The sequence below is a fragment of the Christensenella timonensis genome, assembly GCF_900087015.1.
Lineage (GTDB): Bacteria > Bacillota > Clostridia > Christensenellales > Christensenellaceae > Christensenella > Christensenella timonensis.
On record NZ_FLKP01000002.1, the window covers coordinates 1,076,591 to 1,102,366 of the forward strand.

Annotated in this window: 21 protein-coding genes and 1 tRNA gene; 16 read left to right on the forward strand and 6 right to left on the reverse strand. The window is 51.9% G+C overall.

Translation table 11 applies throughout. The features are described 5' to 3' along the window. Window positions 1-7 precede the first annotated feature (7 nt). From BN6471_RS06630 to BN6471_RS06645, 4 genes are all read right to left on the reverse strand, one after another. Complete coding sequence (locus BN6471_RS06630; RefSeq protein WP_066649881.1) at window positions 8-340, reverse strand: TIGR04076 family protein; 333 nt, start codon at window positions 338-340, stop codon at window positions 8-10. A gap of 110 nt (window positions 341-450) precedes the next feature. Continuing rightward, window positions 451-1,617: an ABC transporter permease gene (locus BN6471_RS06635; protein ID WP_066646802.1), complete on the reverse strand. Its 1,167-nt coding sequence runs from the start codon at window positions 1,615-1,617 to the stop codon at window positions 451-453. Next, complete coding sequence (locus BN6471_RS06640) at window positions 1,614-2,288, reverse strand: ABC transporter ATP-binding protein (RefSeq protein WP_066646806.1); 675 nt, start codon at window positions 2,286-2,288, stop codon at window positions 1,614-1,616. Before BN6471_RS06640 ends, BN6471_RS06635 begins: the two co-directional genes overlap by 4 nt. 12 nt (window positions 2,289-2,300) lie before the next feature. Further along, window positions 2,301-4,145, reverse strand: a complete 1,845-nt coding sequence (locus tag BN6471_RS06645; RefSeq protein ID WP_066646808.1) for a permuted SH3 domain-containing protein — start codon at window positions 4,143-4,145, stop codon at window positions 2,301-2,303. 170 nt (window positions 4,146-4,315) lie between these two features. Between BN6471_RS06645 and BN6471_RS06650 the strand changes: the two genes are divergently transcribed. Continuing rightward, window positions 4,316-4,402, forward strand: a tRNA-Leu gene (locus tag BN6471_RS06650). 166 nt (window positions 4,403-4,568) lie between these two features. Here the strand turns inward: BN6471_RS06650 and BN6471_RS06655 are convergent. Further along, window positions 4,569-4,820: a YidH family protein gene (locus BN6471_RS06655; protein ID WP_066646811.1), complete on the reverse strand. Its 252-nt coding sequence runs from the start codon at window positions 4,818-4,820 to the stop codon at window positions 4,569-4,571. Window positions 4,821-5,130: 310 nt separating this feature from the next. On the opposite strand from BN6471_RS06655, the gene BN6471_RS06660 reads away from it, so the two are divergent. From BN6471_RS06660 to BN6471_RS06730, 15 genes are all read left to right on the forward strand, one after another. Next, complete coding sequence (locus BN6471_RS06660; protein WP_066646817.1) at window positions 5,131-6,492, forward strand: phospholipid carrier-dependent glycosyltransferase; 1,362 nt, start codon at window positions 5,131-5,133, stop codon at window positions 6,490-6,492. 23 nt (window positions 6,493-6,515) lie between these two features. After that, window positions 6,516-7,661: a dTDP-4-amino-4,6-dideoxygalactose transaminase gene (rffA, locus tag BN6471_RS06665; RefSeq protein ID WP_066646822.1), complete on the forward strand. Its 1,146-nt coding sequence runs from the start codon at window positions 6,516-6,518 to the stop codon at window positions 7,659-7,661. Further along, window positions 7,658-8,800, forward strand: coding sequence for an ATP-grasp domain-containing protein (locus BN6471_RS06670; RefSeq protein WP_066646825.1), 1,143 nt, complete (start codon window positions 7,658-7,660; stop codon window positions 8,798-8,800). The genes rffA and BN6471_RS06670 overlap by 4 nt, the downstream gene beginning before the upstream one ends. A gap of 105 nt (window positions 8,801-8,905) precedes the next feature. Next, window positions 8,906-9,445 (forward strand): RNA polymerase sigma factor, encoded by a 540-nt coding sequence (locus tag BN6471_RS06675; protein ID WP_066646829.1) that lies wholly within the window; start codon window positions 8,906-8,908, stop codon window positions 9,443-9,445. Window positions 9,446-9,512: 67 nt separating this feature from the next. Beyond that, entirely contained in the window at window positions 9,513-10,256 is a 744-nt protein-coding gene (locus tag BN6471_RS06680; RefSeq protein WP_066646831.1) for an SIMPL domain-containing protein, read from the forward strand. Window positions 10,257-10,387: 131 nt separating this feature from the next. Then, window positions 10,388-11,371: a sugar-binding transcriptional regulator gene (locus BN6471_RS06685; RefSeq protein WP_066646837.1), complete on the forward strand. Its 984-nt coding sequence runs from the start codon at window positions 10,388-10,390 to the stop codon at window positions 11,369-11,371. A gap of 151 nt (window positions 11,372-11,522) precedes the next feature. After that, window positions 11,523-13,958, forward strand: a complete 2,436-nt coding sequence (locus tag BN6471_RS06690; RefSeq protein WP_066646838.1) for a glycyl radical protein — start codon at window positions 11,523-11,525, stop codon at window positions 13,956-13,958. A 364-nt stretch (window positions 13,959-14,322) separates the two neighbouring features. Further along, a complete protein-coding gene (locus BN6471_RS06695; protein WP_162270186.1) occupies window positions 14,323-15,201 on the forward strand; it encodes a glycyl-radical enzyme activating protein in 879 nt (292 codons plus the stop codon). 52 nt (window positions 15,202-15,253) lie between these two features. Beyond that, window positions 15,254-16,768 carry a sugar ABC transporter ATP-binding protein gene (locus BN6471_RS06700; RefSeq protein ID WP_242861848.1) on the forward strand — a complete coding sequence of 505 codons (1,515 nt, stop codon included), beginning with the start codon at window positions 15,254-15,256 and terminating at the stop codon, window positions 16,766-16,768. A 2-nt stretch (window positions 16,769-16,770) separates the two neighbouring features. Then, window positions 16,771-17,739: an ABC transporter permease gene (locus tag BN6471_RS06705; RefSeq protein ID WP_066646843.1), complete on the forward strand. Its 969-nt coding sequence runs from the start codon at window positions 16,771-16,773 to the stop codon at window positions 17,737-17,739. Window positions 17,740-17,793: 54 nt separating this feature from the next. Then, window positions 17,794-18,876: a sugar ABC transporter substrate-binding protein gene (locus tag BN6471_RS06710; RefSeq protein ID WP_066646847.1), complete on the forward strand. Its 1,083-nt coding sequence runs from the start codon at window positions 17,794-17,796 to the stop codon at window positions 18,874-18,876. 175 nt (window positions 18,877-19,051) lie between these two features. Further along, entirely contained in the window at window positions 19,052-21,469 is a 2,418-nt protein-coding gene (locus BN6471_RS06715; protein ID WP_082903378.1) for a glycyl radical protein, read from the forward strand. 17 nt (window positions 21,470-21,486) lie between these two features. Beyond that, a complete protein-coding gene (locus tag BN6471_RS06720) occupies window positions 21,487-22,020 on the forward strand; it encodes a cupin domain-containing protein (protein ID WP_066646848.1) in 534 nt (177 codons plus the stop codon). Between the two features lie 189 nt (window positions 22,021-22,209). Then, complete coding sequence (locus BN6471_RS06725; protein WP_162270187.1) at window positions 22,210-22,992, forward strand: DeoR/GlpR family DNA-binding transcription regulator; 783 nt, start codon at window positions 22,210-22,212, stop codon at window positions 22,990-22,992. Between the two features lie 20 nt (window positions 22,993-23,012). Beyond that, a complete protein-coding gene (locus tag BN6471_RS06730) occupies window positions 23,013-24,518 on the forward strand; it encodes a sugar ABC transporter ATP-binding protein (protein ID WP_147553997.1) in 1,506 nt (501 codons plus the stop codon). Window positions 24,519-24,574: 56 nt separating this feature from the next. Here BN6471_RS06730 and BN6471_RS06735 read toward each other — a convergent pair whose 3' ends face one another. Beyond that, entirely contained in the window at window positions 24,575-25,639 is a 1,065-nt protein-coding gene (locus tag BN6471_RS06735; RefSeq protein ID WP_066646855.1) for a LacI family DNA-binding transcriptional regulator, read from the reverse strand. Window positions 25,640-25,776 lie beyond the last annotated feature (137 nt).

Below are 25,776 nucleotides of genomic sequence, written 5' to 3' on the forward strand. Positions count from 1 at the left end.
GGCCTGGTCAAGCCGGTGGGGCAGAATCCCGGCCGGTTGCTTCCAGCTTGAAAATCACGGGGCGCAGGCCGTCGTTACAGCTTACGATGGCGATGCCGGGCTGCTTGATCCAGTCGCCGTAATAGAACCGGAAATCTTCCGCGCCGTGGGCGAGTGCAAACACATATTGGTAGATGGCCTTCCAGGCTTCGTCGCACAGCCCGTCGGGCCTTGCGTAGTCTGCATAAAAGACCTGCCCGGGTTTGAGCATCGGGCATGGGCCCAGGCCATCGACGCCGTATTCAGCGGCCAGCTCCTGGTCGAGCGTTGTCTTTAATACCGTGATCTTTACCTGTTTCATGTGTTTGGGATTTTTCATAACCGATTCCTCCGTTCTTTTCTCGATTATAACACAAAAGAAAAGACGTGCGCCGGTATTTTATCCGGAGGCACGTCTTTGCAAATGCCGGCTTACTCTGTCCGGAGCGCGTCGATGGGAGCCATCTTCGCCGCTTTATTGGCAGGATTGATCCCAAAGATCACACCGATGGCCATCGAGAAGGCCACGGCAAGCAGCGTGATGTTGCCGGACATGGTATAGGCCGTATCCAGCGCGGCCGACAGGATCGTGAGCAGCCCCCATGAGGCGGCAACGCCGATCAGCCCGCCCAACGTACTTACGACCAGGGCTTCGATCAGGAATTGAAGCAAAATACGTTTTCGTCCCGCGCCGATCGCTTTGCGGATCCCGATTTCCCGTGTGCGCTCAGCAACGGAAACCAGCATGATGTTCATGATGCCAATGCCGCCCACGAGCAGCGAGATGCCCGCGATGCCGCCAAACATGAGCGCCATCGTATCGGTGATGGAATCCATGGATTCCAGGATCGTCGACTGGTTCATGATGGAAAAGGCATCTTCATCTTTGAACTTTGCCATCAGTGCGGCAGTGACGTCCTCCTCCGCCTGGTCGACCAGCGTAGCGTCGCTGGCCGTCAGCGTAAAGGAGGTCACGCCCGGGATGTAAAACATACGCTGGGCGGTGGTGTAGGGGATGATGATGTTGCTGTTTTCCGAGCCCATCAGGCTTTCGCCCGCATCCTCGAGCACACCGACGACAAGGAAGCTGCGCCCATCGACAGAGATGGTCTCCCCGACGATATCTGTACGGCCGAACAGGTCGTCCGCCACGTCCGTACCGACAACAGCGACCGCAGAATTGTTTTCTACATCCGGGGACTTTATGAACCGGCCCGACTGCACGGAAAGGTCGTTGATATCCGCGTAGGCAGGGACGCTGCCTACGACGGAAGCCGTGGCAGACGTATCGCCGGCCTTGAGCGTGGCGTTCTGCGCCGTGGTGGGCGCGGAAAAGCCGATGCTTTCGTATTCGTCCGCAAAGCCGGTGACCTCGGAAAGCGTCAGGGGCTGGTAGCGCGAACTGGTCACGGATACGCTGATGGTGCTCGCGCCCAGGTTCTCAAGCTCGGAAGTAACGGAGTTCGTTGTACTGGAGACGATAGAGACCAGTACGACGACAGCCATGATGCCGATGATGATGCCCAGCATCGTCAGGAACGAACGCAATTTGTTGCCCAGTACGGAAGCAAATGCCATTCTGAATGATTGTAATATCATGCGCCCACATCCTCCATAACCTGGCCGTCCAATATCCTGATGCACCGTTGCGCTTGCCGCGCGATCTGGTCGTCGTGCGTGATCAGGACGATCGTGTTGCCGTTTTTATGGAGTTCGGAAAACAGCTCCAATATTTCCACTCCCGTTTTGTGGTCAAGGTTGCCGGTCGGTTCGTCCGCCAAGATCAACGACGGCTGCGTAACCAGCGCCCGTGCGATCGCTACGCGCTGCTGCTGGCCGCCGGAAAGCTCCGCGGGCTTGTGGTGGATACGGTCGGCAAGCCCCATGCGGGACAGCGCCTCGACGGCGCGCCGGTTGTATTCTTTTTTGGGCACGCCCTGGTAGATGAGGGGGAGCTCCACATTTTCAAGAGCGCTCAATTTATTGAGCAGATTGAAATTCTGGAATACGAAGCCGATCTTGAAGTTACGCACGCGCGTCAGCTCGTCCTCCGTATAATCGTCGATCTCCTGTCCGTCCAGAATATATTCGCCGCTGTCGGCCGTATCGAGGCAGCCGATGATATTCATCAGCGTGGATTTTCCGCTGCCCGACGGGCCTATGATGGCGACGAATTCGCCGTCGGCTATCCGGAGGGAAGCATGGTTTAAGGCATAGAGCTTCTCGTTCCCGATCTCATATATTTTGGACACGTCTTTCATCTGGATCATAAGCTGCCCTCCTTAGCTGCCCATCGGGCCACCGCCGGTGCCGCCCGGCATACCGCCGCCGCTGGGCATTTCTACACCGCCGCCCGGCATACCGCCCATGCCACCGCCGGGGAAAGTGGATTGCCCGGAAGAATCGGTGGATGCGGATTGTTCATATATGATCTGCTCCCCTTCGGAAAGCCCGGAAGTGATCTCCACATTGGTACCGTCCGAAAGGCCGGTTTCCACCGTTCTTCGTTCACTCATACCACTCTCGCCGTCCGGACTGCCCGCAACCAGTACAAATTTTTCGCTGCCGGATTCCTGAAGGGCGTCGAGCGGGATCAGCAGCACGTTTTCGCTGGTGGCGATGGAAATCGTCGCCGTCGCGTTCATGCCGGCCATGACGGCCGCATCGCCGACGTCCGTTAAGGTGATGGTGACGGGGTAGGTCGTCACGCCCGACTGGATATTGCCGGAAGCGGATATTTTGCTGACCGTACCATGGAAAGTCTCCTCAGGAAGCGCATCTAGGACGATGGTTACGTCCTGTCCCTCCTGCACGGACATGATATCAAGTTCGTCAATGCTGACGCTTCCCGTATAGCCGTTGCCCGGCATGATGGTGCTCTGGGGCGTATTGCCGGTTACCGGATTATTGATATAGATTTCGGTTATGCCGCTGATGGGAATGATGGTATCCGTGGAGGGATCGGCAAGCGGTATGGTATTGGAACCGCTTTGTGCGGCTGCGGACAGGAGCAGGATGGAACTTTCTGCTGTCTCCAAAGAACCAGAGGCCATGGAAACTGCAGGCGTTCCCGTAGCGGACAAAGACTGCGCACTGCTGGAAGAGCTGTCCGTTGCAGAAGAATCGGATGTGCCTGATATGGACACGCTGCTGACCGTTCCCGCCGTTTTTGCGGTAATCGTATTCGTCTGCTCATACTGTAATAGTGTGCGTAGTACATCCTCGTATTGCGTCCGTTCCGCGAGCAGGGAAGCGTATTCTTCAGAAGCACCGGCTTCCTGTAAGGTGATGAGCGTAGCGCCGCTGCCGACACTTTCATTGAGGGAAACATCGACGCTTGCAACCGTTCCCCCGTTGCCCAGGATATGGATGGGGGCATTGATTTCAAGGGTACCCGTACCAAGCTGCGTTCCATCCTCTGCTGCGATATTTACCGTGTCGCCATACGTGGGGCCGTTATCCGTCAGGGTGACCGTACACGATCCGGCGGAGAGGGAGGTTACGGTACCTGTTTTTGTCGTGCCGTCGGAAAGCGTCACGACAACGCTGCTGCCGGAAGAAACCGTATCTGCCGCCGCAGGCTGGAACGTTACCTTCATTTTACCGTCGATGGAAAGTACGACCAGCGAACCGCTTGCGTTGATCGTTGATTGTGTGTCCATTCCTTCTTCCGCAAAAATCTGTTTAATACGGCCGGAAACGTAGGTGGTGATATATCTGGAACTGCTCTCGTCTTTGGCACTGTCTATTTGGGAATCGAGCGAAGAAAGCGTGGATTGTGTATCGGAAATCGCCGCCTTTACAGACGCAGGATCGAGCGTTGCGAGCGTATCGCCCTCGGCAACGGTATCCCCCGCTTCCACAAGGACGCTTTCCACAGTAACGCCGGACGGGATCTTGATATCCGCAGTCTCTTGCGTAGCGAGGTTGCCGGAACCGACAACCGTTGTTTCGATCGTCCCTGTTTCAACGGTCGCAGTCTGCATGATAGAAGCCATAGCGCTGGCATCCGGCCGGAAGAGGCCAGGTACTAAAAAAACTGCGAGCAAAACTGCCGCAGCTATGATTGCGGTCAATACAATCCATTTCTTTTTGGTCATCTTCTTGTTTTTTTTGTTCTTACTCATGAACGCCTCCTGAACGTTTCCGTTTTTTGATCATGTGTTCATTATGGAAGCGGTATGTGAAGGCTGTATGAAAAAGAGGTGAAGAATGGCTTAAGATTGGATCATTGCCGGTGCATTGACAATTGACTTTTACTATCCGTTATGCTATCATTTTTAAGTCAACATTTCAGGCCGAAGTGGTGGAACTGGCAGACGCGCTGGACTCAAAATCCTGTGGTAGCGATACCGTGTGGGTTCGATTCCCACCTTCGGCACCAATAAAAAGCCTTTAACCATGCGGTTAGAGGCTTTTTGATTTCTGCTTTTCGATCGGTCATAGGTACCGATAAACCGGCCCTGCATTCCTGTCTTTTATAATGGCGCCGCCGCTGTGGAAGAACATCATAGGGGCTTTGGAAAGATAGGGGCGGAAGAATATATGGATTACTTTAAAAACTGCCTGATACGTTTTCGGTTTTGCCGGTATCTGCAAATACCGACCGTCAGAAAGAAGATGCCGGCGCCGATAAAGGCAATGCCCACAGGAACCGCAAAGGGCAATTCCAGGAGAATGATGATCCCGGCGCCCGAAGCGACAAAACCAATAAAAGTGCGGACATAAGCAAGGAAGGTGCGCTCGTTCGCCAGCATGGTACGCTCATAGGCTAGCTGGTCGGTGGTCGATTTATTATCCATACAAGCCTCGCATAAAAATTTTTGATTACCAAATTATACCATGTGAGGCTAAGCGGGGCAAGAGCATACCATTGCGAACCCCGCCTTCGACAACGGAAAATCCGTTTAAAAAAAACGGATTTTTTATGGTAAGCACATCAGTTTTTTAAGTTTTCTTTAACTTTGCTGTAAACGGCTCCCGTTTTGTTGTATCTGCGTCCTGTTCGTGGTAACGTTAAAATGGTTTTTTTGATTTATGATGCATAGAAGATACAATTTGGTTTTAAAGTAATACGGTAAGCAGGGTATGCGCAGAAGGGCACATGGCAAAATGACAGCAAAATTGGGGAAAACAACAGTTTGGGACGTGGTCAGGCGGGAGCACATCATATTTTTGGCGCTCGTCTTTGTTTTCTATTTTTTCTGGAGTCTGGCCCAGCCGCCGCTGGCAGCGCCGGACGAAGGGATGCGCTACCAGATCCCGCAGTTCCTTTTTGAAAATGGTTACCTGCCGCACGGGGCGGAGGAAGCGATCCGTAACCCGCAATGGGGAATTTCTTATGGGTTTGCGCCATATGTTTCCCAGATCCTGGGTGTGCCGTTCATGAAAATTGCAGGAATATATACAAGCGATCCCGGCACTCTCGTCGTGGCGGCGCGTTTGGTGAACGTTATTTTTGCAACGCTTACGGTATGGATCAGCTTCAAAATCGCGGCGCGTTTGTTCGGGCGGAGGATATACCGCCTGCTTTTTGTCGTGCTGGTTGCGTTTTTGCCGCAGTTCATCTTCCTTTCCAGCTATATCAACAACGACATGATGGCAATCTTTTCAACCTCCCTGATCGTACTTGCCTGGGTAAGCGGGATAAAGGACAGGTGGCCGGTCAAAAGCTGCGTGATCCTTGGGATCGGTATGGGGCTGTGCGCACTTTCCTATTACAATGCATATGGTTTTTTGCTGTTGAGCGTAGTCCTGTTCTTTGCCTCCAACCTGCTGCTGGAAAAACGCAGCTTCCGCGAAAAGGAATTCCGCAAATCCGTCTATATTGTGGCAGGTTTGTTTTTGGCGATCGCGGCATGGTGGTTTATCCGCAATTATATCATTTATGACGGGGATATCCTTGGTTTCCGGACGACGGAGCACTACCAGGAGCTTTATGCGATAGACAAGCTGAAGCCTTCTATGGTTGAAACTATCCAGCGGCAGGGAATACCTCTCGGCGAAATGCTTGTGCAAAGAGGCTGGCTGCTGTTTACCTATTTGAGTATGGTTGGCTGCTTCGGTGCAATGGATATCTGGCTGCCTGTGTGGGTGTATGCGGTCTATACGGTCATCTTTGCCGTAGGAATGGCAGGATGTATCATGGCGCTTGTACGGTTTGCAAGGAGCGGGAACACGGACGGGAAACGCAGGAAATGGCTGCTGGGAACCTGTATGGTACTGGCAATCGTGATCCCCGTCGTTTTGAGCGCATATTATTCATACACGAGCGATTACCAGCCGCAGGGCAGGTACATACTTTCCTGCCTGATCCCGCTGATGCTTTTTATGACGGTCGGGATCAAAACGATACTGGAGAAAATTTGCAAAAATAAAAAAAGTGTGGCAATTGCCCTGGCAGTTATTTGCCTGGCAGTCGCAGGGATCGCCGTTTACTGCTATTTCGGCGTATTATTACCTGCTTACCCCTGAAAAATAAGGAGAATGGAACATCAATGATTCGTTTTAATATCCCGCCTTGTGCGCCTAAAAGCCTCGAATATGTAAAAAAGGCGGTGGAAAATCACCAGATCTGCGGCGATGGGGAATTTACACAGCGCTGCAGCCAATGGCTGAAACTGCATTGCATGGCGGTAAACGTATTTCTGACTACGTCATGTACGCATGCACTGGAAATGGCAGCGCTGCTGTGCAGTATTATGCCGGGCGATGAAGTGATCATGCCGTCGTATACGTTTGTTTCCACGGCGAATGCCTTTGTGCTGCGCGGTGCAAAGATCGTATTTGTGGATATCCGACCAGATACGATGAACATCGATGAAAGGCTTGTCGAGGATGCAATCACAGAACGGACGAAAGTGATCGTTCCCGTGCACTATGCAGGAATACCCTGTGAAATGGACGAGCTCAACCGGATAGCCAAAAAGCACGGACTGCTCGTGGTGGAGGACGCGGCACAGGCAGTGCTTTCCAGATATCACGGTAAAGCGGCGGGCACGCTTGGCGATTTCGGCTGCTTCAGCTTCCATGAAACCAAAAATTTCAGTATGGGGGAAGGCGGCGCGCTGCTTTTCAACAGTCCGGAATATACGGAAGAAGCGGAGATCATCCGGGAAAAGGGGACGAACAGGAGCAAATTTTTCCGTGGACAGGTCGACAAATATACATGGATGGATTGCGGGTCGTCCTATCTTCCCAGCGATATCAATGCGGCTTATTTGCTGGCGCAGTTAGAACAGGCAAAAGAAATCGTCGGCAGCCGTATGGACAGTTGGAACCATTACCATACGGGATTTGAGAAATTAAGCGAAAAGGGGCTGGTCGAGCGGCCGGTGATCCCCGATGGGTGTACGCACAATGCACATATGTATTATATCAAGGTGAAGGACCTTGGCGAGCGGACGGAGCTGATTTCTTTTTTGCAGAGCAAATACATTGAAACGGCTTTCCATTATATCCCGCTGCATAATGCGCCGGCCGGTAAGGAATTTGGCCGTTTCCACGGAGAAGACCGTTATACGACGGTGGAAAGCGAACGGCTTTTGCGGCTGCCGCTTTACTACGATATGAACAGCGACGATATCCAATATGTGATACGGAGCATCTATGAATTCTATTTGCATAAAGGTACGGTAAAATGAAAAGGATTGCCATCGTTGGAGCGGGAGAATTCCAAAACCCGCTCATATTGAAAGCAAAAGAGATGGGTTATGAAACGCATGTTTTTGCCTGGAAGTGCGGCGACCCGGGCGAACAGGCAGCGGACTTTTTTTATCCTGTCAGCATCGTAGAGAAGGAAGAGATCCTTGGAATATGCCGCGGGATGCAGCCGGAAGGGATCGTCTCAATCGCCTCAGACCTGGCGATGGTCACAGTCAATTACGTCGCGCGCGAGCTGGAACTAGCGGGGAACAACGACGTGTGCACGCTGCGCACGACGAATAAGTTTGAAATGCGCAAAGCACTGTGCGATGCGGGAATCCCCACGCCTCGTTTTTGCCTGCTCGGCGTACAATGCAAGTCGCTGCCCCAGGATATGCATTATCCTTTGATTGTGAAACCGACAGACCGCTCCGGCAGCCGCGGGATTACGAAAGTGGAAAATCCACAGGAGCTCATGGAGGCGGTGGACTGCGCGACGGCATATTCGTTCGAGCAAAAAGCGATCGCGGAAGAATTTATCGAGGGAGAGGAATACAGCTGCGAAAGCATTTCGTTTGCGGGAAAGCACACATGCCTTGCGATCACCAAAAAGTATACGACGGGCGCACCGCATTATATCGAAACGGGCCATGTGCAGCCTGCGGAATTTACAGAACGGGAAAGCGATAAAATCAAAATGGCGGTGACCTGTGCGCTTGATGCGCTCGATATTACCGTGGGCGCTTCGCATGCGGAGTTTAGAATCGGGCCAGACGGCGAAGTGCGTATCATAGAGGTCGGGGCGCGCATGGGTGGAGACTGTATCGGTTCGCACCTGGTTCCGCTTTGCACCGGATATGACTTCCTGAAAATGGTGATCGATGCGGCCTGCGGCAGGAAGCCGGAACTGGCCGCGGGGGATAAGGAAGAGGTTGCTGCGATACGCTTCATACTTACGGAAGGCGACCGGGAACAGCTGGAACAAATACGCCGGATCGCCCCCGGCATCATCGCCGCAGAAAGCCCGCTGAAGCCGTTTAACCCGGAAGGAGTGCTCGATAGCTCTACGCGCGCCGGGTATTATATCCTTGCGGGAAACAGGGAAAAAATCGTGGATTTCTTCGGCATGACCTTATGAGCGTATGCGTATTATCTCGAAGGAACCGTTTTGATATTTCAGCCATACCATGTTATAATAAGGCGGAAATCATTTCAAAAAATCATTCGGCTTCAAAGGGCGGTTATGCAGGAAAAAGAGTGGATACTGGAGGCGCAGAAAGGGGATAGCGATGCTTTTTGTGCGCTGATCGGTAAATACGAAAACAAAATATATAACATTGCGTATAAATTCATGCAGAACAGCTTTGACGCGCAGGACGCAGCCCAGGATGCGATTATCAAAATGTATGGCAGCATCCGGAAGTTTTCGTTCCAGTCGGCGTTTTCCACATGGATGTACCGTGTGGTGGCCAATACGTGCCTTGACCTGATCCGCCGGCGTAAGCCGTCCGTACCCATGGAAGAATATACGGACGCCGCTGTGAGCAGGGACGGCAACCCGGACGAACAGGCGGAAAACAACGAGCTCGGCAGGAGCATCCGCGCGGCAGTGCAGGAACTGAGTGAAAAATACCGCACGGTACTCATCTTAAAGGACATGGAAGGCTTGAAGTATGAGGAAGTGGCGGAGATATTGTCCATTACGCCGGGAACGGTGAAGTCCCGTTTGTTCCGCGCACGTGAAAAGCTGCGCAGGATCTTGGAGGAAAAACGGATCGTCTGACCTGTATGGAACATAAATCCCCCTTGCTGCGTCTAATGGGAAAAGACGCAATCGAGGAGGAACGATTATGAAAAAAGGATTACTGGCTGCCGTTGCCATTTTGTGTATTGGTGCGTTTTTGCTGGCCGGGTGTGCCCAGCAGGTACAGCCGATCGGCGAACAGGCGGCAGCTTCTGCGACACCGGACAGCAAGCAGCAGGAGCAGAGCACGCTTACCTTAAGTGCAACAGAGACTGTGAAAGCCGCGCCGGACGTGGCATATATTTCGATCGGCGTACGTACAACGGGAAGCAGTGCGGAAGAAGCGCAGCGAGAAAACGCGCGGATCGCCGAGGGCTTTCTTACGGCGATTAAGGCGCAGGGCGTCAGCGAAGAAGACGTACAGACGCAAAATATCAATATTTACCAGGACTATGAAGACGCGAAGAAGACAGTGATGGAAAACACCTACAAAGTCACGGTGAAAAATGTGGACTCTGTGGGCAGCGTGATCGATGCGGCGGCAGCGGCAGGCGCCAATTATACCTATTCCCTTTCGTTTGACGTGCAAGACCGGGACACGGTATATATGCAGGCGTTGTCACAGGCGATGGAGTCTGTGGGTACAAAAGCCAAGGCGATGGCCATGGCCGGCGGGTATACGATCGTGCGCCCGATCTCTATCACGGAATCGGGTGCGGACAATGACGTGATGCCGTATGAATACGCGGCGGGCACGATGGACTCGAGGGCGGAAGGCGCGGCGACACAGGTAACGCCGCAGGATATCGAGGTATCAGCCACGGTATCGGGTACTTACCTGATCCAGTAAAACCGATCTTGTTGCAAAAGGCGGCTTCGAGCTGGAGGCCGCCTTTTTGATGCCTGCCGCGCGGGAATTGACGGGATTTGCAAAACAGAGTAGAATAAGACATATTTTTGAATCAGAGCGGAGAGATAACAGTGGGCAGGAAAAAGGCAGGCGGACAGGAAAAACCGATCATGTCCCGGAAGGATCTTTTGATCAAGGTTGCAAAGATGTACTATATTGAACGTAAAACGCAGCAGGAGATATCAGAGAGCATATTCCTCTCCCGTTCCAATGTATCGCGGCTGTTGAAGGCATGCGTAGACCAGAAGATCGTGGAATTTTACATCAACGATACCTCGTCCATAGACCAGGAGCTGCAAAACAAACTGAAAAAGAGGTTCGCGCTCAAAGACGCGATCGTGATCCCGTCGGAATCGGATCGCGACCTGACAAAGATGAAGCTGGGGGAGGCGGTTGCCGCTTATTTACGTATGCACCTGAAAACGGGGATGACGCTGGGCGTATCGTGGGGGACTACGCTTTATTATGTGTCTTCCATGTTCAAGCATATGGCGGATACATCGGTGGACGTCGTACAACTGGTAGGCGGTATGGGCGCCAAAAGCATCGATACGGACGGAAGCGAGATCACGCGCCGGATCGCAAAAACGTTGAACGGCGACGCATATGTAGCGCGCGTTCCATACATTGTACAAAGCCGAAAATTGCATGACCTGCTTCTCAAAGAGCCGGATATCCAGGCGCATTTTGAGCGTGCGGCAAAGGTAGATATCGCCCTGGTCGGCATGGGCGCGGCGCAAAAATCCTTGAGCTCGTCGCGCAGGGCCGGTTATTTGAGTGATACGGATATGGAAAAGCTGGAAAAGGAAGGCGCGGTGGCAGACATCTGCGGCATACAGATCGACGCGCAGGGCAAGCCGTGCGCAGAAGAGTTCAGCGGGCGCATCATTGGTATCGGGTACGAGGCGATCCGGCGGATTCCGCAGGTGATGGGTGTTTCCGTCGGTGTGGAAAAGACGGACGCGATTCTGTCTTCCCTGAAAAGCGGGATCATCAGCGTACTTGCCATCGATGAGGCGGCGGCGTTCTCGGTGCTCGAACGGGAGGAAGGATGACAATATTTTTCTAAAACTTTCAATTTCTTATTTTTTCTTATAAAAACTTGTATTATGTAAAAAGTGTTGTTATACTATGGGTGTAACAACACTTTTTTGATGATATTCACAAGGAAGACAATGGAATAAAGGGCTTTTTGGAGGCGTAACCATGGAAAAAATTTTGAAAAAACGTACGCTGCAATTGGGAATCGACAGTTCGGACATCCTTTCCAAAGACAGTGGCATCTATAAAAGGACGCAGGCGCAAAGGCAGTCGCTCATCGATACCGTGCCGCATGTATGCATCGAGCGGGCACGCATCGTGACGCAGGTTTACAAGGAGACGGAGAGCCTGCACATATTGACCCGCCGTGCACGTGCTTTTGAGGCGGTACTCAAGCAAATGAGCATCTTTATCCTGGATGGGGAGCTGATCGCGGGACACCAATCCTCCATGCGGCGCAGCGCGCCGCTGTTCCCGGAATTTGCCGTGGAATGGATCAAGGACGAGATTGACATGTTTGAAACGCGTCCACAGGATAAGTTCGTATTTCCACAGGAGGCAAAGAAGGAATTCTTAGAGGGGATATATCCTTATTGGAAAGGAAAAACGCTGGAAGACAACGTGTTCCAGTATATGACGGAAGATATCCGGGCGCTGCGCTTTGATTCCAGCGTATTCACGCTGGGGATCCACGAAAGCGGCGGCCTTGGACACCTGATGTTCGACTATAACAAAGTGCTGGCATTGGGCTTTGACGGCATCAAAAAACAGATCGCGCGGTATATGGCGGAATTAAAGCCGTACGAACCGGACTCCATGAAAAAGAGGCTGTTTTACGAATCTTGTATCATGATTTGCGACGCAGTGATCGCCTTTGCGCGGCGCTACAGCATATTGGCGCACGAGATGGCGGAGAGGGAAACGGACGAAAAGCGCAGGCAGGAGCTGTTGAAGATATCTGAAAACTGCGCGCATGTCCCGGAATTTCCGGCGCGTAATTTCTACGAAGCGCTGCAGAGCTTCTGGTTTATGCAGGTCATTCCGCAGATTTACGACAACGGCGTTTCTATTTCGCCCGGACGTTTCGACCAATACATGTATCCGTTCTATGAAAAGGATATCCTGGCAGGCGCGCTCAGCAAGGCAGAAGCGCAGGGCCTGCTGGAAGCGGTATGGATCAAGTTTACGGAGCCGATCAAGCTTTATAACAAGGCGGACGCGGCGTTTTTTGCAGGCTACCCAATGGGGCAGAACTTGATCGTAGGCGGACAGGACGAGCTTGGATACGACGCGACCAACGACTTATCTTACCGGTGTTTGGAGGCGCACAGGCATATCCTGCTGGCGCAGCCCAATTTTTCGGTGCGTTTGCATAACCGTTCGCCGCAGGAATTTAAGATCAAGGTAGTAGAAACGGTCAAATGCGGCAGCGGCATGCCGCAGATGGTGAGCGACGAAGTATTTATCCCCTCGTTGATGAAGCTGGGGGTTACCTTAAAGGAAGCGCGCAATTATGCGCTGATCGGCTGCGTCGAGGCGGCTCCGCTCCACACATGGGGGCGCTATAACGGCGGTTATATCAACCTGGTCAAAATGGTGGAGCTGGCCCTGACAAACGGGCAGTGCCTGATTTCCGGGAAACAGGTTTCCGTCAAGTCGGGCGACGCGACGCAATTCACGTGTTTTGACGATGTATTGGAAGCCTACCGCAAGCAGGTCGAATATTGCACACAGCGGCTGGTGACGTGGAACAATTATGTGGATATGGTGCACGAGGAATGTATGCCCACCCCCTTTACCTCTATGCTCATCGACGACTGTATCGCGCAGGGAAAAGACGTGACTGCGGGCGGAGCGCGGTATAACTGGACAGGGCCTTCCGGCATCGGTATCGCCAACGCGGGAGATGCGCTTTATGCAGTAAAGAAAGCGGTGTTCGATGATAAATTGATGACGATGGAGGAACTAATCGGCCTGATGAGGACAGATTTTGAAGGCCATGAGGATACGCGGCTTTTCCTGTGGAATAGGATTGACAAATACGGCAATGACAAAAGCGAAGTAGACGACATCACTAAGCTGGCAGTGGATATGTTCTTAGACGAGCTGGAACAGTACAATTGTTACCGGAACGGCCCGTTTGTGGCATCTCTGCTGCCGGTTTCCTCCTATGTGGCGTTCGGCTGGATGACAGGCGCGTCGCCGGACGGACGGCATGCGCGCGAGCCCATTGCGGATGGAATCTCGCCGCAGAACGGCGTAGATGTGAGCGGGCCGACCGCGGCGGCAAAATCCGTGGCGCATATCGACCATGTGCGGTGTGCGAACGGAATCATCTTCAACCAGAAATATAATGCGGAAACCCTGAAGGGCGAGGGCGCGGACAAGAAGATGGTAGATTTCATCACAACATACAATACGCTGGGGGGCGCACATATCCAGCTCAACGTCATCGATTCGGATACGCTGCGCGACGCTAAGGCGCATCCGGAAAAACACAAGGGGCTGGTTGTGCGTGTGGCGGGCTACAGCGCGTTTTTCAATGAGCTGGCTGAAGAGATACAGGACAGCATCATAGAGCGGACAGAACATCAGATTTAAAAAGCCTACAACTACTTTTTTCATTTTTAGGCAGGGCGATGGAAAGAAATTCAAACCGTCGCCCTGCCTAAATTAAAAGAAAAAATAAAAAAATCTAAAAAATAATAAAAAACTATTGAAATACTATAATCAATCTGCTATGATAAGCACATAAAAGAGAGCGGAGGCTGACTGGGGTACATTTCCGGCAGGAAACGCAGATCACATTAAGAACAATCACAAAGGATTACAACAATAAATATGCAGCGGGACAAAACGGTGTACGTGGGTAAAAAGGATAGCAGTTGTCTTTTGTAACGCCGTCTGCTGGAGTGGATCGATATCAGAAACGCGAAAGGGCAATTTATTCATGGAACCGACCGGAATGATTTTTAATATACAGCGCTACAGCCTGCACGACGGGGACGGCATACGTACCAATATTTTTATGAAAGGATGCCCGCTAAAGTGCAAATGGTGTTCAAACCCGGAATCGCAGAACTATTTTCCGGAAATGAGCCTTGTGGCGGATAACTGTATGGGCTGCGGCCATTGTTACAAGGTTTGCGAAACCAAGGCGCTCACGCCCGATGCATGGAACAGGACATTGTGCACAGGCTGTGGAAAATGCGAATTCATCTGTCCCACTGGCGCACGGGAGATCATGGGGAAACGCATGAGCGTCGAGGAAGTGACACAAGAAGTCATGAAAGACCATCCGTTTTACCAGACGTCGGACGGCGGCGTTACCTTCTCGGGCGGCGAACCGCTCACGCAGAGCGAATTTTTAGAGCAGCTGGCGATCCGCCTGAAAGGGAATTTCATCCATCTGGCGGTGGAAACCTGCGGGCAGTTCGACTGGGAAAAGGGCAAAAAAGTACTGGATTATGTAGATCAGATATTGTTTGACATAAAGCACATGGACAGCGCAACCCATAAGGAGCTGACGGGCCTCGGCAACGAGACGATACTGGAAAACGCACGCAAGGCGGCGCAGCTTAAAAAGGACATGATCGTGCGATTACCGGTGATCGGCGGATATAACAGCGATGACGAGAATATCAAAAAGACAGCGGCCTTTGCAAAGGAGATCGGCGTTGGGGAAATGCACCTGCTGCCATATCACCGTTTTGGAGAGTCCAAATACAAGAAGATGCATATGGTATATGACTGCGACGACGCATATACGCCGGACGACCAGGAAATGCAGCGGTTAAAAGGGCTGGCGGAAGGTTACGGCCTTACGGTCAGGATTGGCGGGTAATCATTTTAAAAGTGAAATAGATGAAGAATGATGGTTGAAGGAGGGAAAAGAATTGCCGGACACAAAAGCACTTGAAATGAAGAATATAACAAAAAGCTTCATGGGCGTCCATGCGTTAAAAGATGTCAGTTTTTCGGCGTACAAGGGGAAAGTCAACGTACTGATAGGCGAAAACGGGGCAGGGAAATCTACCCTGATGAAAATACTGGCTGGCGCATACCACAAGGATTCCGGAGAAATTTTCATTGATGGGAAAGAGGTAGAGATACACAACCCGAACGACTCGATGGCCAACAAGGTCGCGATGATCTACCAGGAGCTTAACCTGTGCCGAGATATGACGGTTCAGGAAAACGTGTTCCTGGGAAAAGAGATCACCAAGGGCATGCTCATCAATAAGAAGGAAACAATGAAGCGCACCGCGGATTTGATGAAAAGATACGAGATGGGGATCAATCCCACCGACGTGGTGAGCAAACTAAGCGTTGCCAAGCAGCAGATGCTGGAGATCGTCAAGGCGCTTTCCGTGGATGCGAAGATCATTGTTATGGACGAGCCGACCTCGTCGCTCACGCTGCAGGAAGTGGAACACCTGTTCCGCATTATCAAGCAGCTGACGGAAGACGGCGTAACGATCATTTACATTTCGCACCGTATGGAAGAGCTGTTTGAGATCGGGAACTATATCACGGTCATGCGCGACGGCGAATACATCGGCGAATGGCCGATCGAGCAGGTAACGCAGGACCAGCTGATCACCTCGATGGTGGGACGCGAGATCACGCAGATGTTCCCCAAGCAGGAAGTACCCATCGGCGATACCGTACTGAAGGTCGAGGGGCTGACGAAAAAAGGCGTGTTCAACGATATCAGCTTTGAACTGAAGCGCGGGGAGATCCTCGGGTTTTCCGGGCTGGTGGGCGCAGGGCGTACGGAGGTGGCGCTTTCCATTTTCGGGGCTATGAAGCATGACAGCGGCGAGATCAGCGTGGACGGGAAAAAGGTAAAGATCAGGAACCCGTACGACGCGATGAAGCATAAACTGGCATATCTGCCGGAAGACAGAAAAGTACTGGGCGTTGACCTGAACAGCAAAATCAGGAATAACATCAGCGTGACGAACATGGATAAGATCACAAAGGCAGGTTTCCTCAATTTCAAAAAGGAAACGGAGATATGCAACGAGGCGGTCAGGCAGCTTAGGATCAAGACGCCGTCCATCATGCAGCTCGTGGGAAACCTTTCGGGCGGTAACCAACAGAAAGTTGCGCTCGCAAAATGGATCACGCGGGACGTGGACGTACTGATCCTGGATGAGCCGACAAGAGGCGTTGACGTCGGCGCGAAAGAAGAAATACATAAGATCATTGTGGAGCTTGCGCGGCAGGGGATCGGCATCATCCTGATCTCGTCCGAGCTGCCCGAGGTACTGGGGATGTCCGACCGGATCATCGTCATGCACGAAGGAGAGATGAAGGCGGTACTGAATGCACAGGAAGCGACGCAAGAGAGGATCATGTCATATTCGGTGGGAAACACAGAACAAATTGAAGGGGGACTCAGTTAATTATGGACAAGGAAGTAGCATTGGCAAAGGAAAATACGGTGTGGGGGAAGATCAAACGTTTCCCGCAGCTCAGTATCGTATGTGCGTTTATCGTATTGTTCGTAGTACTCTCAATTGCCTCGGATTCGTTCCTTACGGAAAGTAACCTGATCAACGTAGTGCGGCAGGCTTCTCCGTCGCTGATCGTGGCAATCGGTATGACGTTCGTGCTGATTTTGGGCGGGATCGACCTTTCGGTTGGTTCGGTTGCCTGCCTGGCGGGAACGCTCGCGGCAGGGTTTATGACCACAAACGGCCTTTCGGTACCGGTGGGATTGCTGTTGGGGCTGTTGGTAGGCGCAGCGATCGGGCTTATCAACGGTATCATCATCGCTAAGGTAAAAATCCCGGCATTCATCGTAACGCTGGCGCTGATGAGTACGGCGCGCGGCCTGGCGCTCGTTTACACGGGCGGCCGTCCGATCACGAATATCCCGGAAGCGGCATTGCAGCTCGGCAGGGGCTATGTAGGGGCGATCCCGATCCCGGTCATCATCATGATCGTGGTGGTAGCGGTTGCATGGATCGTCTTAAGCTCCACAAAATTTGGCCGCCACGTATACGCGACCGGCGGCAACGAAGAGTGTGCGCGGCTTTCCGGTATCAAGGTAGACTGGACGAAGATCGCGGTCTATACGATCAGCGGTTTTACGGCCGGCCTCACAGGTATCCTGCTCACGATGCGCCTGGCATCCGGCCAGCCGACATTGGGACAGGGCATGGAGCTCGACGCGATCGCGGCGGTCGTCCTCGGCGGAACGGCGCTGACAGGCGGCAAGGGGTACATCTTTGGTACGATCATCGGCTGCCTGTTCATGCAGCTGTTGAGCAACGGCTTCAACATTTTGGGTATTTCGTCCTTCTGGCAGCAGGTATTTACAGGTATCATCCTGCTTGTGGCGGTCAGCCTGTACGAAAAAGGGAATAAATAAGTTAAGTTTGCACGGAGAAACCGTGCGCAATATAAATAAAACGGAGGAAAAGAAATGAAGAAAGTATTGGTATTGGTACTTGCAGTGGCTATGGCAGTTACAGCTTTTGTTGGCTGTGCTGCTCCGGCTGCTCAAGAATCCTCGGCGGCTCCTTCTGAGAGCGCAGCTGCTCCCAGCGAAAGCGCGGCAGCCAGCGAAGGTGCAGAATCTGCAGCACCGGCAGCGGATGGAGACATCACGATCGGCCTTACACTGATGGACTACAACTTCCCCTTCTTCCAGGATATGCTGGCAGCAGCTAAGAAGGAAGCGGAAGCACAGGGCGTTAAGCTCATCGACCTTGACGGTGCGGGCGATGTCCAGAAGCAGCTCGAGGGTGTTGAAGATATGATCAGCGGTACGAAAGTAAACGCGCTTATCTTAAACCCGGTTGACTCGGCAGCGATCTCCCCGGCGACTCTGGAAGCAAATGCGGCTGGCATCCCGGTTGTAACGGTTGACGTTCGTTCCGAGCAGGGCGACGTTGTGGCCCATGTAGCATCCAACAACATGGATATCGGACGTGAAGCAGGCAAATATGCTGTAGAGCTCTTAAAAGAAAGAAACGGTTCCGAAAAGGGCAAAGTACTGATCATCGGCTATCCGCAGATCACATCCATCTCCGACCGTGCGGCTGGTTTCCAGGAAATCATGGAACAGTATCCTGACATCGAAGTGGTTGAACAGGATCCGACGAACCTGAACGTACAGGAAGCGCAGACACTGATGGAGAACCTGACGCAGACCTATCCGGAAGGAACGCTGGACATCGTATACGGCGCAAACGCAACGAATGCGGTAGGCGTTATCTCCGCGACAGAAGCAGCGGGCAGAACAGACTATGACATCATCGGCGTGGACGACGATCCGGAAATCCTGAACGCAATCTCCAAGAACGGCGTAACGGCTGCAACGGTTGTACAGGCTCCGATCGAAATGGGCAAACTGGCAGTACAGATCGCTGTTAAGGCGGCAAAGGGCGAAACGATCGACGAATCCGAAGTTGCTACTCCCCTGACGGTTGTGACGAGGGAAACATACGCGGACTTCATGAAGACATACGAACAGAACCAGAAAGACATCGAAGCTTATAAATAAGAAACACCAGTAAGATTTGGTTCGATATGGTTTTGAGGCAGGGACGTAAGGCTCCCTGTCTCAAAGCTGTATCTTGGAAAAATAAAAGTGAAGAATTTGGATATACGGTAATTGCCAAAGAGGGGGCAATTATTTCAGATAGATATTATACTCAAACCATAAGGAGGCAATCGCTATGGGAACCACGGAAATGTTTTTGAATATCCAGGATGTAATGACCCCGGATACGGAGGAATATAAAAGATGCCAGCGTCTAAAAGACAGTCTCATCAACGTACAGTCAGAGGTCTGTCTGGAGCGTGCGCATATCGTAACGCGCGTTTACAAGGAAACGGAAGGGGAAGACGCTTACGTCAGGAAAGCGAAAGCTTTTGACGCGGTCTTAAAGGAAATGAGCCTGTTCGTTGTTGACGATGAGCTCATTTGCGGGCACCAGGCAAGCAAGAGAAGGAGCGCGCCGCTTTTCCCAGAATTCGCTGTAGACTGGGTAGATAAAGAGATCGAAACCTTCCCCACCAGGGCGCAGGATAAATTCATGATCACGCCCGAACAGATCGCGGACTACCGTGAAAACATCGTATCGTATTGGCGCGGCAAGACTTTCTTTGACCGTATGATGAGCTATATGACGGAAGACGTTAATTTACTGCGCGAGGACGCGGGGCTCTTCAGTGTTGGCCTGCATGAGGACGGCGGCCTGGGCCACGTGGCGCTCACCTATGAAAAGCTGCTCAAAAAGGGCTTTGACGGCATCAAAAACGATATCAACGAACAAATGGATCAACTGGTGGACTGGAAAGCGGAGGACATGCAGAAGCGCAAGTTCTACAACGCTTGCCTTTCCATCTGCGATTCCATGATCGCTTTTGCACACCGCTATGCAGACCTGACGGCGGAGCTCGCGGCGAAAGAAACGAATGCAAAGCGCAAGGCGGAGCTGCTGCGCATGTCCGAAAACTGCAAACGTGTCCCGGAATTTCCTGCGCGCGACTTCTATGAAGCCTTGCAGAGCATGTGGTTCGTGCAGGTCGCGGTGCAAATTTACGACAACGGCGTATCCATCACGCCCGGACGTTTCGACCAGTATGTGTATCCGTACTATGAACAGGATATCTTAAGCGGGAAGCTGACGAAGATCCAGGCCCAGGAGCTTTTGGAATGTTTCTGGATCAAATTTACGGAGCCGATCAAAATCTACTGTGAAAAGGACGCCGCTTTCCATGCGGGTTACCCGATGGGCCAGAACCTGGCGATCGGCGGGATCCGCCCCGACGGTACGGACGGTACGAACGACCTTTCCTACCGCTGTTTGGAGGCGCATTCGCATATCCTTTTGATGCAGCCAAACTTCTCGGTACGCCTGCACAGGGGCAGCCCGTTTGAATTCGTAAAACGCACCTGCGAAGCGATCCGCATGGGCAACGGTATGCCGCAGCTCGTCAACGACGAGGTATATGTCCCGGCGATGATGAACGTGGGCGTTCCTTTCGAGGAAGCGCGCGATTATGTGCCGGTGGGCTGCGTGGAAACGACGCCGCTCAACACATGGGGGCGCTGCAACGGCGGTTACTTCAACTTGAGCAAGGTTGTGGAGCTGACATTAGGCAACGGCGTGTGCGGGATCAGCGGCAAGCAGGTATCGCCCGCGACAGGCGACCCGCGTACGTTCAAGACGTTCGACGAATTTTTGGAAGCATATAAAAAGCAAATGAACTACTGCATGAGCAAGCTCGTGAAATGGGACAATATCATCGATATGGTGCATGCAGACCTGTCGCCCACACCGCTTACGTCCATGCTGGTGGACGACTGTATCGCCAACGGCAAAGACGTCACGGCAGGCGGCGCGCGTTACAACTGGACAGGCCCTCTTGGCGTAGGGATCGCGAACGCAGGCGACTCGCTGTATGCGATCAAGAAGGTCGTATTTGAAGACAAGCTTTACACGATGGACCAGATACTGGACGCTTTGAAGGACAACTTCAAAAACGAACAGCCGCTGCGTGAGTTTTTGGCGAACAAGGTGCCGAAGTACGGCAACGACCTGGCGGCGCCGGACGAGATGGTCAAGATCGCGACAGATATCTATTTCGACTCCATGAAAGGATACGAGACCTACCGCGGAGGCCCGTTTGTGGCTGCGTTGCTGCCCGTTGCTTCCTACGTGGCGTTTGGCATGGCTACGGCGGCGCTGCCGGACGGCAAGCCTTCGGGAGAACCGCTCGCAGACGGCATCTCGCCGGATTATGGCGTAGACAAACAAGGGCCGACGGCTGTCATGAAATCCGTTTCCAAAATCGACCACATCCGCTGCGCAAACGGCGTGATCTTCAATCAGAAGATTTCACCGATGGCGGTATCCACGCCCGAGGGCATGAAAAAATGGGTGGATATGGTCATGACGTATATCAACCTGGGCGGCGGGCACGTACAGTTCAACATCGTTTCGGCAGATACTTTAAGGGAAGCGCAGGAAACGCCTGACAAGTACAAGGGACTGGTGGTACGCGTTGCAGGCTACAGCGCATTCTTCAATGAACTGGCCGAAGAGGTACAGGACAGCATCATCGCGAGAACGGAACACGAACTTTAAGGGAAGAAGGGAAGGCTATGACACGGGAAGAAGCAAGGTTAAGGGCGCTGGAGTATTTCGACAAAGCGCACATCTACCTAAAGGAAGAGGAACGGCAGAATCTGGAGATCGCGGATATGGGGCTTGACGACCTGGAGACGTACGGGATACAGATACATGTCTATGTGGATACGGACAGGTGCAGCGCCAAAGAAATGGTACTGTTCCCTTACCAAATCTGTCCGGAGCAGCGCCATCCCCCGTTCGGAGATTATCCGGGCAAAGAAGAATCCTTCCGCGTAAGGGAGGGGGAGCTCTATGTCTATACAGAGGGCGAACCTGTAGAAAAGTCGAAAATGAAGGCCAGGATCCCGGCGGGGAAGGAAGACACGTTTACGGTTTTCCACGAGATCGTCTTAAAAAAAGGAGACCAGTACACGATGCCTCCTAATACGACACACTGGATATGCGGGGGCAAGGACGGCTGCGTGGTGAGCGAATTTGCCACCTACAACCGGGACGATCTGGATATCTATACGGATCCGCAGGTAGCGCGCATGAACGGCGTCTGATACCTGTCGTAAAACTGATTGGATCGGCAAGCTGCAGGGTGATAGCCAAGGGCTGTTCCCCTGTGTCTTACTAAAAACAGCTTCATTAAAATCATTGTGTATTGTTTAATAAATGATATAATTATAGGTATAAAAGTATGACGTGGAGCGGAAAAAATCCGCTTTATGAAAGGACTGAAGGAGAAAACTGTGTTTCCAGCACAAAGAATTGCAGCATTAAAACAAATCGTACGGGAACAAAAGACGGTGGATATTGCGACACTGTGCTCGGCGCTCAACGTGAGCGATGTTACGGTACGGAAATATTTGGACCAGCTAGAGCAGGAGGGCTTCCTGAAAAAGATGCATGGCGGCGCCATGCTGATGGAAGAGGAAAGCGAAATCGCTTTCGATACGATGCCCGAATCTGACGATATGCTGGAAAAAGAGGATATTGAACAGATCGCCAGCCTTGCGGTATCGCTGATCGAGGATGGGGATTCCATTTTTATCGGACAGGGGAACCTGTGTCTGGCGCTGGCAAAAAAATTGCATGCCGTCAGCAACCTGACGGTGATCACCAATAATATCAATGCGGTGCCGGATATCTTGCCCAACGTAAGAAAACTTTTCTTTATCGGCGGGGAGGTGCTCGTCCAGAATGGGAACATGTATTCGTGCGGGACGAAAGCGATCAACCAGCTGGAAGATATCTTTGTGCAAAAGGCATTCATCGGCGTAGATGGGATCGATATGTCCATCGGCGTGACAGTCAACGATTTTGAGCTTTACGAGATCATCGAGAAGATCGTGGATATCTCGCGGGAAGTTGTGGTATTGGCAGAACACACGAAGTGTGATAAAATTGGGTTACATAAGATTGCAAATCTTGATCAATTCAAAATATATGTGTCAGATAAAAGGTTGGACGAAAAATACAAACAGTACTTTTTCGAAAGGGATATTAAAATCCTGACTTCTTATGATATTTAACAATACGATGGGTGATACTATTGAACGATAAGATAGTAGAGATGAAAAACATCTCATTGACGCTGGATACCAATAACGTCTTGAGCAATGCTGATTTTTACCTGAAAAAGGGCGAAGTCTGCTCAATTTTGGGAGAAAACGGCGCCGGTAAATCCACCTTAATGAAAGTGCTCACGGGAAGTTATCCGCGCTATACGGGGGACATCCGCTTGGATGGACAGGAAGAAGCCGTTGACAGTGTTGTGAAGGCGCAGAAGAACGGGATCAGGATGATTCACCAGGAGTCCCAGTTGATCAATGAATTCAATGTAGAACAGAATATCTTTTCGGGCAATGAGATCTGTTATCCGGGCCTGCCGTTTATCAACAAAAAGCTGCAGCGCCAAAAAGCACGGGAGATCCTCGATTTCCTGCAGACGGATATCGATATCAACGCGCCGGTGCAGAGTTTGAACATCGCACAGAAAAAAATGGTCGAGATAGCCCGTTCCCTTGTCTACAGTGTAAAAGTGCTGGTGCTTGACGAGGTGACGGCCTCTTTTACGTCCTATGACAGGCAGACGCTTTTTGAGATCATCCGCAAGCTCAAGGAAGAGGGGATCGCGGTCGTCTTTATTTCGCACAAGATCGAGGAAGTGCTGGAAATCGCCGACCGGATCGTGATCATGCGCGACGGGAAAACGGTCGAGGACAAACCGATCGAGAATAATTCCGTTTATATCGACGTAGACCATATTCTTTTGGAAATGGCAGGGGACGATTACATCAACCGTTATCCCAAAACAAAGGCGAAGATCGGCAATGTGGTCATGAAGATGCATAAGGTGTCTAACGCGCAGAAAACGGTGATGGACGCGAGCCTGTATATCCGCGAGGGAGAGATCGTAGGGATCGCGGGGCTGGTGGGGGCGGGAAAGTCGAGCCTGGCCAAGCTCATCGCCGGCGTTGAGCCCATCGAGAAGGGCGAGTGTTATTATAAAGGAAAACCGATGCAGACCAGTAAGCTGGATCAATTCGTAAAGGACGGCATCATCTACTTAGCGGAGGACTGCGCGAGCAACCTGATCTTAAAGCAGGATGTACAGTACAATATGTCCCTGTCGTCGCTGGACCAGTTTATCCATACGGCGCTCATCAGCCACAACAAAGTCCAGAAAAATGCAAAGTATTATATCGACAAGCTTGACTTAAGGAAGGTGTCGCCGCATACGACGGTACAGTGGCTGTCGCGCGGGACGCAGCAAAAGGTTGCGCTGAGCAAATGGCTGAAAGCACAGGCGCAGGTGATGGTTTTGGACGAGCCGTCCATCAGCCTGGATATTGCCTCCAAGGTGGAGCTTTACAATATCCTGAATAAAATATCGCATACAGGCAAATCCATATTCATGGTGTCTTCCGATTTGACGGAGCTCATCGGGATGTGCGACCGCATCTATGTCATGTTCTCTGGCAAGATCGCCGCAGAGCTTGATTCCAAGGAAGCAAATTCCGTGCGCATCCTCCAATATGCATCAGGGAAAATGTAACAAGGCCATAAAAAGCCGCGGAGCGCTCCGCGGCTTTTTTGTCGTCAGGTCTATCCTCACCAGTCGTATAAGTCCCAGGTCGTCTCCCGCTCGGCTTCCGTTGATTTGCGCGGGATGATGGTGGTGCTCAGGTAGGTCGGCTTTTTATAGTTGGGGGATTGGTGGTCGTCGGTAAACTCAAGCATACGCGACATAGCCATCCGCCCCATCTGGTATCCCGGCACATCCACAGTGGAAAGGGATGGCTCGATGAGCGTTCCTGCGTAAATATTATCGACGCCGATCACCGCAACGTCCTGCGGGATATGGCGGCCGAGATCTTTCAGGGCCTTGATCGCGCCGATCCCTGTTTCATCATTGGCGGCAAATACTGCGGTAATGTCCGTCTTGAGCATCAGGTCGCGCGTACACGCATATCCGCTTTCAGGGGTAAACAAGCCTTCGCGGACATAGGCGGGGTTAAAGGGGATGCCGTGCTCTTTGAGGGCCCGCAAATAACCCTGATAGCGCTTGATACTCACATCCCGCGCCATAGGGCCGGAAATGTGGGCGATTTTTTTATGGCCCAGGCCGATCAGGTATTCCACCGTATCATAGGCGGCCTGCTCGTAGTCGGACAGGATCGATTCGACGCCCGGAATCTTTAAATGGCGTTCCAGGCTGATCACAGGGATCTTTTTTTTGCCGCTGACAAGTTCCCTTATGGTATCAAGGCATTCCTGGCCATAATCGTTCTGTTCATTGGCGTAGGAGGAGAGGATGACGCCGTCCGGCATACTGTATAAAAACCGCACGAGCGAATCGTATTCCCTCTTTAGGTCGCTTCCCGTTGCATATACGTTGATCAGGTATTCGCTGCCGAGGGCAACGTCTTGTATCCCTTTGAGGATGCCCGCATGGAAGGGATGGTAAAAAGTCGGCAGGATGACGCCGACGACAAAAGACCTGTTCCCGCGCAGGCGGCTTGCCATGGGGTTTGGGATATAACCGAGCTGCTCGATGGCATCGTTGACGCGCTTCACGAGTTCCGGCCTTACATATTTATTACCGGTGCGTACATTGGAAACAGTGGCTTGCGAGACACCGGCCAGTTTTGCAACATCTTTTATGCTTGCTGGCATACTTTTTCTTCCTTCTAAAACGTTTTACTGTGTTATACAAAAAAAGCTATTCTTTGATAAATAGCGTATTTTGACGTTATTCATTATACTATAATTGCAGGGGTATTACAATAAGACACGCGTGAAATATTGTGCAA

What these genes read in the sequence shown, in the direction of transcription:
- BN6471_RS06715 (WP_082903378.1), top strand. Translation starts at nt 19,052, where the DNA reads ATGGGAACCACGGAAATGTTTTTGAATATCCAGGATGTAATGACCCCG.
- BN6471_RS06630 (WP_066649881.1), bottom strand. Translation starts at nt 340, where the DNA reads ATGAAACAGGTAAAGATCACGGTATTAAAGACAACGCTCGACCAGGAG.
- BN6471_RS06710 (WP_066646847.1), top strand. Translation starts at nt 17,794, where the DNA reads ATGAAGAAAGTATTGGTATTGGTACTTGCAGTGGCTATGGCAGTTACA.
- BN6471_RS06690 (WP_066646838.1), top strand. Translation starts at nt 11,523, where the DNA reads ATGGAAAAAATTTTGAAAAAACGTACGCTGCAATTGGGAATCGACAGT.
- BN6471_RS06670 (WP_066646825.1), top strand. Translation starts at nt 7,658, where the DNA reads ATGAAAAGGATTGCCATCGTTGGAGCGGGAGAATTCCAAAACCCGCTC.
- BN6471_RS06635 (WP_066646802.1), bottom strand. Translation starts at nt 1,617, where the DNA reads ATGATATTACAATCATTCAGAATGGCATTTGCTTCCGTACTGGGCAAC.
- BN6471_RS06735 (WP_066646855.1), bottom strand. Translation starts at nt 25,639, where the DNA reads ATGCCAGCAAGCATAAAAGATGTTGCAAAACTGGCCGGTGTCTCGCAA.
- BN6471_RS06640 (WP_066646806.1), bottom strand. Translation starts at nt 2,288, where the DNA reads ATGATCCAGATGAAAGACGTGTCCAAAATATATGAGATCGGGAACGAG.
- BN6471_RS06645 (WP_066646808.1), bottom strand. Translation starts at nt 4,145, where the DNA reads ATGAGTAAGAACAAAAAAAACAAGAAGATGACCAAAAAGAAATGGATT.
- rffA (WP_066646822.1), top strand. Translation starts at nt 6,516, where the DNA reads ATGATTCGTTTTAATATCCCGCCTTGTGCGCCTAAAAGCCTCGAATAT.
- BN6471_RS06675 (WP_066646829.1), top strand. Translation starts at nt 8,906, where the DNA reads ATGCAGGAAAAAGAGTGGATACTGGAGGCGCAGAAAGGGGATAGCGAT.
- BN6471_RS06705 (WP_066646843.1), top strand. Translation starts at nt 16,771, where the DNA reads ATGGACAAGGAAGTAGCATTGGCAAAGGAAAATACGGTGTGGGGGAAG.
- BN6471_RS06720 (WP_066646848.1), top strand. Translation starts at nt 21,487, where the DNA reads ATGACACGGGAAGAAGCAAGGTTAAGGGCGCTGGAGTATTTCGACAAA.
- BN6471_RS06655 (WP_066646811.1), bottom strand. Translation starts at nt 4,820, where the DNA reads ATGGATAATAAATCGACCACCGACCAGCTAGCCTATGAGCGTACCATG.
- BN6471_RS06680 (WP_066646831.1), top strand. Translation starts at nt 9,513, where the DNA reads ATGAAAAAAGGATTACTGGCTGCCGTTGCCATTTTGTGTATTGGTGCG.
- BN6471_RS06695 (WP_162270186.1), top strand. Translation starts at nt 14,323, where the DNA reads ATGATTTTTAATATACAGCGCTACAGCCTGCACGACGGGGACGGCATA.
- BN6471_RS06660 (WP_066646817.1), top strand. Translation starts at nt 5,131, where the DNA reads ATGACAGCAAAATTGGGGAAAACAACAGTTTGGGACGTGGTCAGGCGG.